Source organism: Pantoea sp. S18 (assembly GCF_045689705.1).
Taxonomy (GTDB): Bacteria; Pseudomonadota; Gammaproteobacteria; order Enterobacterales; family Enterobacteriaceae; genus Pantoea; species Pantoea symbiotica.
Genome location: NZ_CP142689.1, coordinates 110,936 through 125,888 on the forward strand (window position 1 = coordinate 110,936; position 14,953 = coordinate 125,888).

The window sequence follows — 14,953 nt, forward strand, 5'->3', positions numbered from 1 at the left end:
ATGAATCCTGAACAGTTAATTCATCATATCGATCGCGAATTTTGCCTCTCTTTCCTGGCAAAAATGGTGCAGCACAAAAGCTACAGCGCCACTGATGGCGAGCGTGAACTGGCGAAATACATGGCCGCGCAGATGGCGCAACTGGGCCTGGAAACCGAACTGCAGAACGTGCCTGGCGATCGACTGAACGCCATTGGACGATTGGCGGGCAGCGGCGGCGGCAAAAGCCTGCTGTTCAACGGACATCTGGATACCAATCCGGTCACCGAAGGCTGGACCGTCGATCCCTGGGCAGGAAAAATTGACGATCAGTTCATCTACGGCATCGGCGTGTCGAACATGAAAGCAGGTGATGCGGCCTACTTTTGCGCCTTGAAAACGCTGATTGATGCCGGTGTAAAGCTGAAAGGCGATGTGATTCTGACCTACGTGGTGGGCGAGTTGCAGGGCGGCATTGGCACGCTGGCGGCAATTGAGCAAGGCGTGCGCGCCGACTACTTCATCAACGCCGAACCCACCGATCTGCAAGCGCTGACCATGCACGCCGGTTCCTTGATGTTTACCATTGAGCTCACCGGCGATACGCGCCATTTATCGAAACGTGAAGAAGCGGTCGATGCGATCAGCGCCGCTGTCGAGCTGATTCCGCAGATTAACTGTATGACCTTTAGCGGTGCTAAAACCGCTGAACATCGCAAGATTAACCGTGGACATATCGGCACCGTGCATGGCGCGTTGGGCCGCGATCTGGAAGAGTGGCGACCGCCGCAGGTGGCTGACTTTGTGCGCTTAAAAGGCTCGGCACGCTTCGCGCCGGGGCAAACGGTGGAAGGCGTACTCGCCGATCTGCAGGCATTGCTGAATACCTTATGCCAACGTTATCCGGGCCTGAAAGCTGAACTTTATGATGATGGCATCCGCGATAAACCGACGATGTTGCCTTTTGAAGTGTCACCTGAATCGGCCATCGTCAAAGCGGTGAATCGCGGCTGGAAAACCGTGCGCGGCACCGAGCAACCGACAGGCGTGATCACGCCTCCGGCATTCTTTGGCACCGACGCGGCGCATCTCTATCAGCATGCGGGCATGGAAGGGATCGTCTGTGGGCCGGGCGGCAAATACAACACCATGCCGGATGAACGGGTTGAAATCAGTGAATTCCTCGATATGGTGCGCATCTATCTGCTCGCCATTCTGGAGATTTGCCAGCCGGTTGAGGCCGCGTAATGCACGCCGAAGCGCTGATGCGTCTGCGTGCCGCCATGCAGCAGAACGCAGTTGATATCATGCTGGTGGATCACGGTGAGCTGCTGGCGTGGCTCACCGGCTTTACCGTCTCCGAAACCATGTATCGCGCCTGCCTGGTGCCGCTCAACGGCGAACCCTGGATGGTGCTGCGCCAACTGGATGAAGCGCCATGCCGAACGCAATCGCCGACGCTGGAAGTAGAAAGCTATCGCGATGATCAGGATGCCTGGCACGCGGTGGCGCAAAGTCTGATAGGTCGCGGATATCAACAGGCGCGCATCGGCGCAGATTTTTACTCTTACGGCATGACGGTACACAGCTGGCAGCAGCTTTCGCGCTATCTGCCAGACGTGAGGTGGTGTGATTTAACCGGGCTGAGCGACCGGCTGCGCAGCGTTAAATTCCCGGCGGAAATCGCCGCGTTGCGTCAGGCTGCTGCCATCGCGGATGCCACTTTGATGGCGATTGGCGCGGAAGTGGAAGGCGGCTGGCGCGTGCGCGATGTCGCCGCGCTGGCGGCCGGAGAGTTTTTGCGGCTGGGCGCGGATACCGGCGAAACCGGACCGATAGTGATCGCCAGCGGTGATAATGGTTTTCTGCATGCCAGCGGCCACGAGCAACGGCTGGAAAAAGGCGATGTGCTGCACGTCGAGCTGATCCCAAAAGTGAAACATTACAGCGCGCGCCTGATGCGGCCTTATATCGTCGGGGAGATTTCGGCGCAGCGTGCTGAACTGGCAGCACAGCTGATCGCGATTCAGGATCAGCAATTTGCGGCCATGAAACCGGGCATGGCGGCGCACGACGTGGATGCCATCGTGCGTGATGCGGTGCTGAGTAGAGGATTGCGCGCGGATTATCCCAATATCACCGGTTATGCGTTGGGGCTTTATACGCGCACGCCACGACCGAGTGATTTTTCCTGCTGTTTCCACGCTAACGCGCAGTGGCTGCTGGAAGAGAATATGGTGTTCCACATGTATATTTCCGCGCAAGGTTTGGCGTTCAGCGAAACGGTGCGCGTTACGCCCGCTGGCGCAGAACGGCTGACAAATTTAACGCGTCAGTTATTATCATTGCCGGACCAGTAGTTTTATATAACCATTATTATGATTAGCGGATAATAAACTAACGTAAGAATTAATGGTCACATAAAAATAAAATCAGAGATTATAATTGCTTAATTGAAAATCGATTATTTACGTGCATAGATATAAGTGGCGCAATGTTTGTAATAGTTGTGCAAATTGTTGAACATAATGACCCACAGTTGTTTGTTAATGTAATAATAATCAATGTTTAATCTGGCTAAATAACCATCAGGAGATTTTAAATCTTAACGGCATTAAGAAAATGAATTTAATTTCAAATATTTATTTAAACTTGAGGTAAGATTTAAAAGTTGTAAGTGATTTGAGTGGAATGCTTATAAACTTCATCAGGTTTGATAATTATATATGCCTTAAAGTTATTATCGCGGGGTTTTTTAAATGTTTTTTGAATAAATGATTTGAGTTAAAGTAATCTTCCCAATCTGTAAGCTGACGATTCTTAGATGAAATATCTTCATTAATTGCCATTATTCATGCCGTTAACATTTTGATACATTAGATTATATGATATTATGCTTCAAATATCGGTCACTTCTAGAGTCATAATCCTTGAAAACGTTAGATGGCGTACAAATTTTGCTTAAGGATGGCTATGGTTTATGCCATATATCAAACTTTTCGGGCGAACTTAAGCTAGCGATTAGGAAGCATTTATCAAGAATTTGTCATGGGGAAATCCATTCAACTAGTGTATATGGAATGTATCGTTATAAGCCCACGGTTAGAGCCTTTTTAGAAAGGTATGAAAAAAAACCTCCAAAAACCCAAAAGGGAATGATCGGTGAGTTTCTTTCACATGTCATTATAAATGAACTATTTGATGACTTTGAAACAGCATCACCTTTTTTTAATCTTGAAGAAAAAAGCATAAAGAAAGGATTCGATTTATTATTATATTCTACTTTGAGTAGAAATGTTTGGATAACTGAAGTCAAATCTGGAGAATTACGTAAAGGAAAGGATGAAAACGAAACTACAAGAAGTCTTTTAAATACTGCCTATAATGATCTCAGGTTAAGGTTGAATGAAAATGAAATGAATCATTGGAATAATGCAATGAATGCAGCAAGCATTGCAGTTTCAAATCATAGAAGTTACAAAGATGTTGTCCTGAAAATTCTTGCAGAAGAAGGTGAGAAAACATACGAAAAGAAAGCATCCAGTATTGATAATTATGTCTTTTTCATATCAAATCTTTTTTATGATGTGAGTTTTAAAACAATAGAAAAAACTGTTATGGATTTTCATAATCACGTCATTGATAAAAAAGAATTTGCTGATGTATTTAGTTTTTCCATACAAAAAAGCACTTTAAGAAAAGTTGTAGAATTTTTGATTGAGGAAAGCAAATAATGAGTAGCCCAAAACATCAACCTTTAACATTGATGCAATTAAGGAAGACAAACTTTATTGAATATTACTCAAAGCTATTTCATAAGGCTGCACTTACATCGCAAGATATAAAAATATTATTATCATTAACAATTATATTTATAAACCAAAATGATATCCATATCAGACGATTGGGTTATAGAGTTGCGTTGCTTTATGCAATTAAGACAAAAGATTATGTTCCACTATATGAAATAGCCATTAATCAAGGTTTGATTCCTGTTGCAAAATCATTGAGTAATTATTTCTTAACATCTAATGATGATGCTTTTATTAAAACACTATCAGATGGTTTTTCGGATGTTTTTGTTGAGAACGGGATTACATTGACTCAACAACAAAGTGATATGAACATTTTCCTCAAAGAAAGCGAAGGTAATGATGTCGCACTGGTAGCACCAACTTCTTATGGAAAATCAGATACTATTATTAAAGAAATTAAGAAAGATGAACATGGTAATAGATGTGTTATTGTACCATCAAAAGCTTTAATCTCACAGACTAAAAATAATATTCTCAAATCATATGACTCTAAAATCAAAGTTATAACTCATCCTGAAATGTATAAAGGGCTTGAGAATAATATTTTTGTTTTAACGCAAGAAAGAGCATCTAAGTTATTATCTAAAAATAAGAAATTCAGATTTGACATGCTTCTAATAGATGAAGCTCATAATATTTTAGAAAACTCACCTCGCAGTAAACTATTAGCTAGTGTGATTTGTAGATCAATATTCCGTAATGCAAATCTTAAAACTAAGTATTTTACGCCGTTTCTTAACGATGCTAATAATTTGGCATTAAAGAAGGTTGATCAAGAAGTTACGAGTTATAAAGTAAATGAATACGTTAAAAGCGAAGTAATTTATCTTTATGACTTTAGAGAGCGATTTAATACTTACCAAAGATATGATCAGTTTTTAGATAGATGGGTAAATATAAAGAATCCTTTAAGTAACTATATTGATCTGATAAGGGATAAGGCGTTAAATAAAAACATCATTTACTTTAATAGTCCTAAAAAACTTGAGGCGTTCGCCCGTGAACTTTGTAGCGACGCCAGTGATACAACCTGTGATATTATTGATAAAGCTTGCCGAGAGCTATCGGAAAATATTGATGAGAATTATTTGATTATAAAGTGCTTAAGAAAAGGAATTGTATATCATCATGGCTCTATGACTGATAGTGTGCGAATTTATATCGAAACAGTATTCAAAAGATCCTCTAACATCAAATATCTTGTAACAAACTCGACTCTTCTTGAAGGTGTCAATTTACCTGTTGAAAGACTATTTATTTTAGAAAATAAGAAAGGGCGCTCATCACTTAGTCACTCACAATTCAATAACCTGGCAGGAAGAATAAATAGGTTTGGTGATGTTTTTGTAGAAAATAAGCCATTCAAAGTTAATAAACTTTTACCGGCTATTTTTATTATTGGTACAGAAGAGTATAGTGGGAAAAAAACAAATTTAATTGATTTTACTAAGAAGGTGTCAAAGGTAGATAGTAAACGGTTCGATCAAGTTAATAATGTTTTATTAAAGGAGGTTATAATCGATGATTATAATTTAGAGGATTTTCGTAATTCTATAGATAACTTGGAAAACTTAGAAAAGGGTATCATTTCAGACTATGATGGTAATTATGTTGCCACTGAAATAGGTAAATTATTGTATGAAAATAATATTTCTGAAATTAATATTCATGAGTGTGAGAATGATATTCAAAAAGAAATTGATCATTTATTAAAAAGTAATACATTAATATCAGATGAAGGGGAATTGATAGGGCTAATTTCAGCTCTATTTATAAGTAAGATAAGTGATGGTGAAAGATACAATGAGTTATCAAGGTTAAAAAATATAGATGCTCAAAAATTTTACGCAATGTTTTTGACATGGAAAGTAAAAAACACACCTTTCAAGTTAATTATAAGAAATTTCATCAATTATTGGGATAGTATTCCTGAAAATACACAAAAAGAATTTGTCTTTGTTGGTAAGTGGGGTGATGAAACATTCGGCACTGGCTATCGTCAGCATTGGGTCAATATTAATAAGAAAACGCGAGCTGAAAAAATAAATCTTGCAATAGTTAGGATTAAAGAAGAGGATGATTTTTTAGATTATCAGATATTTAAGTTCATTGAAGTCATTCATGATATCAAACTAATTGATGAAAACTTTTACCTTAAATTAAAATACGGAACCTTGAACAAAACTGTAATTTCATTGATTAACGATGGGTTTAGTCGTGGCTTATCTGATTTGATTATCAGTCATTATAATAAGTATCTTAAAGTGTCAGAAGGTGGTGATGTTACAATCGACAAGGAAATAATAAGTTCTATGATAGACAATGAAGAGAGTGAGATATTCTTATTGGAGGCTAAATTAAATTTAGGTGGGTAATTGCTTATAATAATATAATTAACGCTGTTTAATGCTTTGAATTTTAAGTGAAGCGAGTTGAACTGTTTTACTTTTAAAATTTATTTGCAAAAGTGGCATAAGCACTAAAGCCAAGTATATATAACTTAACATATCAATTCTTTTATGGTGGAAATAATAAAAATTATTAACATGATGGCGCGTAATAAAAATTAGTAATGCCATTGAAAGTTTGGTTAGAGGATATTCGCTGGTTTCTAAAATAGCAATCGTCGTGGCAAGAACCTGATTTTGAGGCTGAGACTATGGTGCTGAGAAGAAGTCCATCTCAAGTCTAGAAGAAATAAACTGCTTGCGAAAGAAACCTTGAAAAGTCTTGTTGGATGAACTGAAATACAAGCTGTTATGTATTTATAAAAGAGTTTTATGGGGCCAGAATTTAAATTCCAACTCTTTATGTTCAGAAAGGTAGATAAGTTATGAGCGGAGATTAATTCCAGTGCTTAAAGGATATGATATGACGCAGTTTGTTGAACTGATTGATTTAGCCGTAACCTTTCCCGCTTTACGTTTCGATCTGAAATATGCCACGGCGGATAACATCGCAGGCTATGCCATTTACCAGGAGACCAAAGCGCTGCTGCATCCGGCCGCCGCCGAGGCACTGGCAAAAAGCATTGAGATTGCCCGGCTGGCGGGATTCAGTTTGTTGGTACTCGATGCCTATCGGCCGCAGCAAGCGCAGTGGCACTTGTGGGATGCCTGTCCGGATAAAGATTATGTGGTGCCGCCCGCGCAGGGTTCGAATCACAGTCGCGGTGTGGCGATTGATTTGACGTTACTTGATGCACAAGGCCAGCCGCTGGATATGGGCACCGCCTTTGATGCGATGGAAGTGGAATCGCATCCCTATCATCCGAATGTCCCCGCCGAAGCACAACGTAATCGCCTGCTACTGAACGCAATTATGTTTGGCGGCGGTTTTGTCGCCATGCCAACCGAATGGTGGCACTTTGAGCTGCCTAATGCGAAAAGCTATTCATTACTTGATGAGCAGTTTGGCTGCGTTGTGCGTTGAATGGTGTGGTTGTCATGCCTACCAATATTCGGGTTTCACCGCAGGTTTTTTATGCGTCGCAACCCGAACAGGAAACTGGCATGCATCAAGCTCTTCATTGGTGATCGTTCTGCGTATCCAGTGACTATGATTTTGCAGTGAACCCGGAACACCACGTACGTTGCCTTGGCGGTGCGGCAAAATTATCCCGATGCGAACTTCGGGATAATCTTCGCGAATAGCCTTGAGTGCTGGCGTCATGTCGGTGTCAGCCGATACTAATACCAGCTGCGCGATCCTCTCTTCTATTGGCAACTTCTGCTGTTTAGCAAACAAGCGATACATACTGATGGCAATATTCACGTCGGTTTCTTTTTCTTCCAGCTCCCAGATATCTACCTTATCCAGACGTGATGCTGGCACGTTTTTACTGATAAAACGTGGAGCCCGAGTGTGCTCAAGTCGATGACGTCCGGTGAAGATATTTATTCCGGTCGTTTTCAGCGCGCGAATATAAGTATCCTGAGCGTGTCGGGATTCAATGCCGCGTGTGGCGAGGTGGGGAATAACCGAGGCGGTATAATAATTTACTGTTTCAATTATGGCAGCCGGATCCTGTACCCGGCATATATGCGACAGCAGCAATGACAAGTTGAGCCATTTATAAGGCGTACCTGCAAGGAGTCCATAAAATACATTGTATCCATCAATAAATATTGCAGTACGCACTCTTATCCTTCCTTAAGATACGAAAAAACCGGCCTAAGCCGGTTTTTTCACCCTAACGGCCAGCGAACTGAATCGCTGCGTACAGGGTTGAGTTGTGTGGCTAACTTATCAGCATTACTGGCTAAACTCAAGTTGCTCAAGGGGAAATCTAAGCCATGAATATTATAAATTTAGGCGCTACTTTCGGTTCCAGTAATAGTGCTGCAGTATTTAACTTTGAATAATCGGGAGATATGCGAATGGTCTTGCTTCAGATTAATGGTAATTCTAATAAAAAGTAACGAGTGCAAATGATATTTTAAAATATCCAGTAACCTGAATTATTAATCTAAATAACTACCGCAACTGACTATCTTTACTTCCACGGCGGTTATAACCGCTGATCGCCGCCTGTTTTTTATCGATCTTGCTCTGGCAATTCACGCAGTAACGCACGCCAGCTAATGCCGCGCGACGCGCTTCCGGGATCGGTTCGCCGCACTCGTCGCAAAACTCGGCACTTTCACCGTGGCCGAGATTCTCGCGCGCGCGGGCCACCGCGTCATCGACCGTGGCATCAATTTGTTTGTGCACTGCACCGTCTTCTGACCAACCGCCAGCCATACTTCACCTCCACAAATACTAATGCCCAAAGTATAAGACATGGCGTGATGAATGCCGGACAAGCCAGAATTTAACAAGGTTGACACATCATCGCGCGCCATCCTAGACTGCGGCTTGTTCCAAGGGGTGCTCTGTTAAGGGGCTGAGATTCTACCGGCTGACGTGTATGCGTTGGCAACGTAGTGACCCTCCGAACCTGATCCGGCTAATACCGGCGTAGGGATGCGGAACCGCAGGGCGATATTGCGCCCTGATTCCCTCTTTGTGCTTTGTAGCGGACAGTTCGCGCTCTTCAGGCGGTGCTTGAGAGTTTCTGCGCAATCGCAAAGGTGGCGACGTACATGAACGAAACACACATCATCCAGGCTCTGCTGATATTCCTGCAGCATGAAGAGGCCTCAGACGACGATTTCAACCAGCTGGCCCTCGAAATCTTCGCTTATCAGTTCGCACACAACCAACCTTATCGCCGCTTCGCCATCCAGCGCGGACGCACGCCGCTGACGGTGAAAAGCTGGCGCAACATTCCCGCCATCCCGATTAACGCCTTCAAAGATCTGACGCTCAGCTGCCGTCCCATCGACCAGATTGCCGAGATCTTCATGACCAGTGGCACCACCGGCACGGTAAAAGGGTGCAGCTACCATCCGACGCTGGAAGTGTGGAAGAAATCGATGCTACTCAACTTCCGCCGTCGCTTTATGGCGGGCAGCGAACGCATCCGCATGGGCATTTTGTTCCCGGATACCGTGGCGATGCCGAACTCGTCGCTGGCGACCTATCTCGATTTGGCGATGCAGGAGTGTGGCACGCCAGACAGCGAAGTAATGGTGGGCGAGCATGGCCTCGATATCGATCGCCTGTTTAGTGCGCTCGAGCAGGCCGAAGCCAGCGGTGAACCTTATGCGCTGCTGGGTGCCAGCTACAGCTTCGTGCCTCTGCTGGATGAAATGCAGCGCCAGCAACGCCGCTTCGCGCTGCCTGCCGGCAGTCGCATTCTCGATACCGGCGGTTTTAAAGGCCAGTCGCGCGAGATTGGCGCAGAGGAATTCTACGCTTCGCTCTCTCACGCCTTCGGCATCCCGCGCTCACACTGCATCAACATGTACGGCATGACGGAAATCAGCACGCAGTTTTACGATGCGGGCAATGAGCGCTGCCCGCCAGTGAAATCCGGGCCGCACTGGATCCGCACGCGCGTGGTCAATCCGCTTACCGGCGATGATGTGCCGGACGGCGAGGTTGGCGTGCTGGTGCATCATGATCTGGCACATTTCAACTCGGTTTCTGCCTTGTTAACCGAAGACGCGGGCGTGATGGTGCCCGGCGGATTCCATCTGCTGGGACGCGCGACCGGTGCTGATGCCAAAGGCTGTTCGCTGACCATGGAAGCGTTTCTCGCCAGCGCGCAGGCACCGCTGTGAAAGAAGTTGCCGGACATTTGCCGGGCCTTTCCGCTGACGAAGTGCAGTGGCACACGCTGAGCTTCAATCATCACGGCGAGCTCCTTGATGTTAGCGTTCCGCAACTTAATGACCAGCAGATCACGGCGCTCGCGGCGCGCATTCGCACCAACGCCCGCGCTTATCTTCATCAGCTAAGCGTGGCGCAGATCATCGCCATCATTGATGAAGCGGTAGCGCGACTGCTCGATCGCCATCATCCACTGCGCATCAAAGCCGAAAAGATGCTGCCTATCGTCACCGGTTACGACGCCGACATGGTGCGGCTTGGCCTCACCGGCTACCTGAAAACCTTTCGTCAGCCGCAGCTGAAGCGCTTTCTGGCGGAGGATTTCGCCGATCCGCAGATGCTCGACGATTTCCAGCCGCGCCCTAAAGGCGGCTTCGCGCGCGCGTTTGGCCCGCAACTGTTGATGCATATCTGGGCGGGCAACGTGCCGGGTTTGCCGCTGTGGAGTTTGATCTGTGGTCTGCTGGTCAAGGCGGGCACCATCGGCAAACTGCCGGGTAATGAGCCGCTGATGGCAAGCTGGTTCGCGCAGTTGCTGGCGGAAATCGATCCAAAACTCGGCGAGTGCATCGCGGTGGTGTGGTGGAAAGGCGGCGATGCGCAAACCGAGTCAACATGGCTGCACCAGCCCGATACGCTGGTGGCTTATGGCGGAAACCCAACGCTGGCGGCCATTCAACAGCGTTTGCCGGTTACCACGCGCTTTCTGCCGCACGGCCACAAAATCAGTTTCGGAATGGTGGCGCGTTCGGCGCTGAATGCTCGGCAGGGCGCGGAACTGGCTCGCCGCGTGGCGTATGACGTGATGCGTTACGATCAGGCAGGCTGCTACTCGCCACAAATGCTATTTGTCGAGCGCGGCGGCAAGGTGTCGCCGGATGAGTTCGCCAGCTATATCGCCCATGAACTCGCTGCGCTGGCGTACAAACATCCGCGCCGTCCGCTGGCTAATGATGAGATGAACAGCATTGCCGCGTGGCGTAATGGCGAGGAGATACGTGCGCTGGGCGGCGATCGTACGCTTTACGGCGAGGCGTCAGACCGTTGGGCGGTGGTGAGTGTTGATCATGCAGAACCTTTATCGCCTGCTGCGCTGGGCCGCACCTTGAAAGTGGTGTCCGTGGATGTGCTGGAGGAAGTGGTCGATTTGGTGGCGCAGCAGCGGCATTTCCTGCAAACCGCAGGCGTGGCGGCCGCGCCGAATGAGTTGTTCCGCATCTCTGCTTTGCTCGGACAAGTGGGCGTCACCCGCATCGCAGCGTTCGGCAACATGACCTCGCCGGAAGCGGGCTGGCATCACGACGGGCGTTTTAGTTTGCTCGATCTGGTGACCATCACGGAGATCGAGCAGGGCGCAGAAGCTGCAGCCGAAAGTTACGCACCGTATGCGGAGTGACGCGGTCGCCATAAATGGCGACCCTACGACGCGACGGGTTTTGTAGGGTGCGCATTTATGCGCACCTGGCTGAATCACACTCCATCCCTAAGGAGCAACAATGAAATTCTCCAACCAAACCATTTTGGTAACCGGCGCAAGTCGCGGCATTGGTGCGGCAATCTCTAAAGCCTTCGCCGCTGAAGGCGCATTTGTGGTGGTGAACTATCTGCGCAATGAAGCTGCTGCAGCGGGCGTAGTTGCAGAGTGCCGCGCATTAGGCGGCGACGCGCTGGCGATTGCCGCAGATGTCACCTCTGAACAACAGGTCAACGCGATGATGGAGCAGATCGTCAACGCCACCGGCCACCTCGATGCGGTGATCAACAATGCTTTCGCACCATACGTTTTCGACACCGAAAATCGTTCACGTTTCTGGGAAACGTCGTGGTCGGGATATCAATCGCAGTTCGATGGTGCGGTGAAAGCCGCCTACAATGTCTGCCAGGCGGCGCTGCCTTTAATGCGTGCGCGCGTGCGCGGCAGCATCGTCAATCTGACCAGCGATCTGGTGGCGCGACCTTCGGTGCCGTACCACGATTACATCACCGCGAAAGCGGCGCTGACCGGCTTCAGCCGCACGCTGGCATCCGAACTCGGCCCGCTAGGGATTCGTGTTAACTGCGTGGCGCCCGGCCTGGTTTATCCCACCGATGCCAGCCAGGCAACACGTGAAGAGGTGCGCGACTTCCTCACCGCACAAACCCCGCTGCGCCGTATCGCGCGGCCGGAAGATGTCACTGGCCCGGTGCTGTTTCTGACCTCCGACTGGAGCGAATTTGTCACCGGGCAAACCTTATATGTGGATGGCGGATTAGTAATGAATTAACCGTAGGGTCGCCATTAATGGCGACCGTTTCGCATTAATAAGCTCAAGACGAATGACATATATCTGTACGCAATTACGTATTAAATAATTGATATTTCATACACTAACCCATCTCAGTATTTTCTTTACTGAAACGAATAAAACACACATTTAAGTGCGGATTTGCACATCCTTATTTTATGAATAAGGATCACATCTGGCTAAAATTTATCTTCACGGAGTAATATCATTACCCTATAGTTTTTATGGTTAACGGAATTAACTATAGGGATATATATGTACCACAGTGATGCGGTCATAAAGCAGCTTCAGGCGCAAAGGATTCTGGCAGAAAAGCTCGATAACGCCGTTTCCGGTGTTATTGATGCAGTTTCCGAACAAGTCAGTAAGATCAATAAAGGGGCGACCCGGCTTTCATTTTATGCATCGTGCTTTACTGATGAATATTTTGATGTCTGCAAAAACCAAGCGATCGAAGATAAGCGTTTCATGTTGGGAATAGTGCAGCTGGTAAAAGACCGACGTATTGTTTTCGAACTTCTTAAAACCTACATCGATTATCAACTTGAGCACCGTTCTATGCAGCAGATTGCGGTAATTAAAAGCCATCTGATGCGGTTAAATATTCACATTGCGGCAAGCGCGCTGACATCAAACGCCTTTGCGGTCGGGGCGACAATGGCAGTGATTGTAGGAATGAATATCAGATTTCCTGTTGCCAAAAGTATTGGGGGTTATTTTGGAGACGCAGTGGGTGTTCTGACAATATATGGTATCGTCCAGAATGCGGCAGAAAGCACAAAACGATTGCAAGTAATGCATCCGGCTTATTATCAGGCGCTATACATACGTAGGCTTGAAATGATGTATTTTCTCATTGAGTCCGAATTTATTCGGGCTGGTGCGCTCATGAATAAATGGCTTTCAGAATATGAACTCGCTCAGGTGCTCGCGAAATTGATGGGAAGAGCATGAAACGTTTCTTTAAGCAGTGGCTGAGGTCACAATCAAAAATGCTGCTGCGTATCTATGTGCCAGTTATTGTTACTGTGCTGTACGGCATGTTGCAATTTTACCTTTTCCCTGACAGCGGCATGTTGAGCGTGGGGATCGTTTACTTGTGTGCGTATATTTTTGTTGTTTATAAATGTCGAAAACTCTAAAGGATTAAATATGTCTGTTCCAGCGCATTTATGGTTAGAAGATGAAAATGGTTCTCCGATTGTAGGTTCGTGCATGATGCCAACCCGCCTCGGTTCGATAGAACTGAACACGGTGATGCACAATATTACAATCCCGGTAGATCAGCACACGGGCAGGTTGACGGGAACGCGGGTGCATACCCCAATATCGATTCAGAAGGAGTTTGATCGTACAACGCCAACGCTGCTTCGTGCGCTATGCCATCCCAGAACGCTTAAATCAGCGACCATCAAGATGTACCGAATTAACGAAGCGGGCATTGAGGTTGAGTATTTCAATATTCTTTTGGAAAACGTCAAAATCTCCAGCATCTCTCCGGCTTTGCTGCCAAACGGCCAGACCAGCACGCATCTGGAAAATATTGAGCTACGATATGAAACGAACACATGGAAATACGTGGACGGCAATATTGTGTTTAAGGACGGATGGAATGAGAGGATGATTGCTTAACTTCTGGCTAAGACTGCTGAAGCTGAGGATTACAAGTAACATGAACAAAATTGCCTTGCTCAAAGAAGATATAACCAAAGTTCCAGCAGACCCCTTTTTGAACGCGGAAAATACCTCCTTCGCCGGTTTTAACGGGTAGAAGAATAAGACAATGAATCGTTTCGTTTTCCTCTATCAGCACCGGGGTACTTAGATTTCCTAAAACGTTGAAGGCTGAGATTTAGCTTCACGGAATAGTATTATTGTCCTATGGTTTGCAAGGTTAAAGCAATTAGAAATAGGGATATATATGTACCACAGTGATGCGGTCATAAAGCAGTTTCATGCGCAAAGGATTCTGGCAGAAAAATTCGACAACGCAGTTTCTGGCGTTATTGATGCAGTTTCCGGTCAGGCCAGTAAGAACAATAAAGGAGCGATCAGGCTCTCTTTATCACGCATTATATATTCGGAATCTCTAAATGATGTATTTCCTTATCAAACCTTCATTCATGCGCGCTGATGCGCTAAAAAGCCAATGGCTTTCAGATCACGAAGTCGCTGAGGGATTGATGAAGTTAGTAGGAGAATGATGAGGAATTTCTTAAAACAATGGTTAATATCAGAATCGAAATTTCTCATCTGCACTTACGTACCGATAGTATCAACAATACTTTTTGCGCTGCTACAAATCTACTTTTTTCCAGATAGCAGTATGTTAGGTGTAGGGATATTTTATTTCTGCTCTCTATCATTTGTTATCTACAAATGTCGTTGAATTTAAGGGTGAAATAGAGCATGTTTAGCGTGCTGAAAAATAATGCTCTTCAGGCTTGCATACGAGTGGGTTGGAGTGAAATATGAGGGGGTATTTGAAGCGATGGTTGGTAGAACAATTAAAATTGTTGTTATGCATCTATGTGCCGGTTTTATGTGCGCTCGTATTTGGTCTGCTTAAGGTTTATTTCTACCCCGACAGTGGAATAATGAGCGTGGGCCTTGTATATCTTCTTACACTAATAATTTCTGTTTATAAATTTCGTTAAA

At 45.9% G+C, this 14,953-nt stretch carries 13 protein-coding genes and 1 riboswitch; of the genes, 11 read left to right on the plus strand and 2 right to left on the minus strand.

What is annotated here, in order from left to right; translation table 11 throughout:
• From VIJ98_RS20505 to ddpX, 5 genes are all read left to right on the plus strand, one after another.
• Positions 1-1,227 (plus strand): M20/M25/M40 family metallo-hydrolase, encoded by a 1,227-nt coding sequence (locus VIJ98_RS20505; protein ID WP_323271288.1) that lies wholly within the window; start codon positions 1-3, stop codon positions 1,225-1,227.
• Entirely contained in the window at positions 1,227-2,339 is a 1,113-nt protein-coding gene (locus tag VIJ98_RS20510) for a Xaa-Pro peptidase family protein (protein ID WP_323271289.1), read from the plus strand. Before VIJ98_RS20505 ends, VIJ98_RS20510 begins: the two co-directional genes overlap by 1 nt.
• A 570-nt stretch (positions 2,340-2,909) precedes the next feature.
• On the plus strand, positions 2,910-3,713 hold the full coding sequence (locus VIJ98_RS20515) for a hypothetical protein (RefSeq protein ID WP_323271290.1): 804 nt from the start codon (positions 2,910-2,912) through the stop codon (positions 3,711-3,713).
• Positions 3,713-6,169, plus strand: coding sequence for a DEAD/DEAH box helicase (locus VIJ98_RS20520; protein ID WP_323271291.1), 2,457 nt, complete (start codon positions 3,713-3,715; stop codon positions 6,167-6,169). The genes VIJ98_RS20515 and VIJ98_RS20520 overlap by 1 nt, the downstream gene beginning before the upstream one ends.
• A gap of 496 nt (positions 6,170-6,665) precedes the next feature.
• Positions 6,666-7,226: a D-alanyl-D-alanine dipeptidase gene (gene ddpX / locus VIJ98_RS20525; protein ID WP_323271292.1), complete on the plus strand. Its 561-nt coding sequence runs from the start codon at positions 6,666-6,668 to the stop codon at positions 7,224-7,226.
• Between the two features lie 18 nt (positions 7,227-7,244).
• Here ddpX and VIJ98_RS20530 read toward each other — a convergent pair whose 3' ends face one another.
• Both VIJ98_RS20530 and VIJ98_RS20535 read right to left on the minus strand, forming a co-directional pair.
• Positions 7,245-7,934, minus strand: coding sequence for an NYN domain-containing protein (locus tag VIJ98_RS20530; RefSeq protein ID WP_323271293.1), 690 nt, complete (start codon positions 7,932-7,934; stop codon positions 7,245-7,247).
• A 336-nt stretch (positions 7,935-8,270) separates the two neighbouring features.
• Positions 8,271-8,537, minus strand: a complete 267-nt coding sequence (locus VIJ98_RS20535; RefSeq protein WP_008110643.1) for a DksA/TraR family C4-type zinc finger protein — start codon at positions 8,535-8,537, stop codon at positions 8,271-8,273.
• A gap of 112 nt (positions 8,538-8,649) precedes the next feature.
• Positions 8,650-8,777: riboswitch (TPP riboswitch) on the plus strand.
• Between the two features lie 101 nt (positions 8,778-8,878).
• On the opposite strand from VIJ98_RS20535, the gene VIJ98_RS20540 reads away from it, so the two are divergent.
• From VIJ98_RS20540 to VIJ98_RS20565, 6 genes are all read left to right on the plus strand, one after another.
• On the plus strand, positions 8,879-9,961 hold the full coding sequence (locus tag VIJ98_RS20540; protein WP_323271294.1) for a long-chain fatty acid--CoA ligase: 1,083 nt from the start codon (positions 8,879-8,881) through the stop codon (positions 9,959-9,961).
• Positions 9,958-11,406, plus strand: a complete 1,449-nt coding sequence (locus VIJ98_RS20545) for an acyl-CoA reductase (protein WP_323271295.1) — start codon at positions 9,958-9,960, stop codon at positions 11,404-11,406. The genes VIJ98_RS20540 and VIJ98_RS20545 overlap by 4 nt, the downstream gene beginning before the upstream one ends.
• A gap of 100 nt (positions 11,407-11,506) precedes the next feature.
• Positions 11,507-12,274 (plus strand): 3-oxoacyl-ACP reductase, encoded by a 768-nt coding sequence (locus VIJ98_RS20550; RefSeq protein ID WP_323271296.1) that lies wholly within the window; start codon positions 11,507-11,509, stop codon positions 12,272-12,274.
• A gap of 276 nt (positions 12,275-12,550) precedes the next feature.
• On the plus strand, positions 12,551-13,249 hold the full coding sequence (locus VIJ98_RS20555; protein ID WP_323271297.1) for a hypothetical protein: 699 nt from the start codon (positions 12,551-12,553) through the stop codon (positions 13,247-13,249).
• Between the two features lie 198 nt (positions 13,250-13,447).
• Positions 13,448-13,927, plus strand: a complete 480-nt coding sequence (locus tag VIJ98_RS20560) for a type VI secretion system tube protein TssD (RefSeq protein WP_323271298.1) — start codon at positions 13,448-13,450, stop codon at positions 13,925-13,927.
• A 289-nt stretch (positions 13,928-14,216) separates the two neighbouring features.
• Positions 14,217-14,429: a hypothetical protein gene (locus VIJ98_RS20565; protein WP_323271299.1), complete on the plus strand. Its 213-nt coding sequence runs from the start codon at positions 14,217-14,219 to the stop codon at positions 14,427-14,429.
• Positions 14,430-14,953 lie beyond the last annotated feature (524 nt).

Excerpts from the sequence above, each read along its gene's own strand:
- VIJ98_RS20505 (WP_323271288.1), top strand. The coding sequence starts at position 1 with ATGAATCCTGAACAGTTAATTCATCATATCGATCGCGAATTTTGCCTC.
- VIJ98_RS20510 (WP_323271289.1), top strand. The coding sequence starts at position 1,227 with ATGCACGCCGAAGCGCTGATGCGTCTGCGTGCCGCCATGCAGCAGAAC.
- VIJ98_RS20520 (WP_323271291.1), top strand. The coding sequence starts at position 3,713 with ATGAGTAGCCCAAAACATCAACCTTTAACATTGATGCAATTAAGGAAG.
- ddpX (WP_323271292.1), top strand. The coding sequence starts at position 6,666 with ATGACGCAGTTTGTTGAACTGATTGATTTAGCCGTAACCTTTCCCGCT.
- VIJ98_RS20535 (WP_008110643.1), bottom strand. The coding sequence starts at position 8,537 with ATGGCTGGCGGTTGGTCAGAAGACGGTGCAGTGCACAAACAAATTGAT.
- VIJ98_RS20540 (WP_323271294.1), top strand. The coding sequence starts at position 8,879 with ATGAACGAAACACACATCATCCAGGCTCTGCTGATATTCCTGCAGCAT.
- VIJ98_RS20550 (WP_323271296.1), top strand. The coding sequence starts at position 11,507 with ATGAAATTCTCCAACCAAACCATTTTGGTAACCGGCGCAAGTCGCGGC.
- VIJ98_RS20555 (WP_323271297.1), top strand. The coding sequence starts at position 12,551 with ATGTACCACAGTGATGCGGTCATAAAGCAGCTTCAGGCGCAAAGGATT.
- VIJ98_RS20560 (WP_323271298.1), top strand. The coding sequence starts at position 13,448 with ATGTCTGTTCCAGCGCATTTATGGTTAGAAGATGAAAATGGTTCTCCG.
- VIJ98_RS20565 (WP_323271299.1), top strand. The coding sequence starts at position 14,217 with ATGTACCACAGTGATGCGGTCATAAAGCAGTTTCATGCGCAAAGGATT.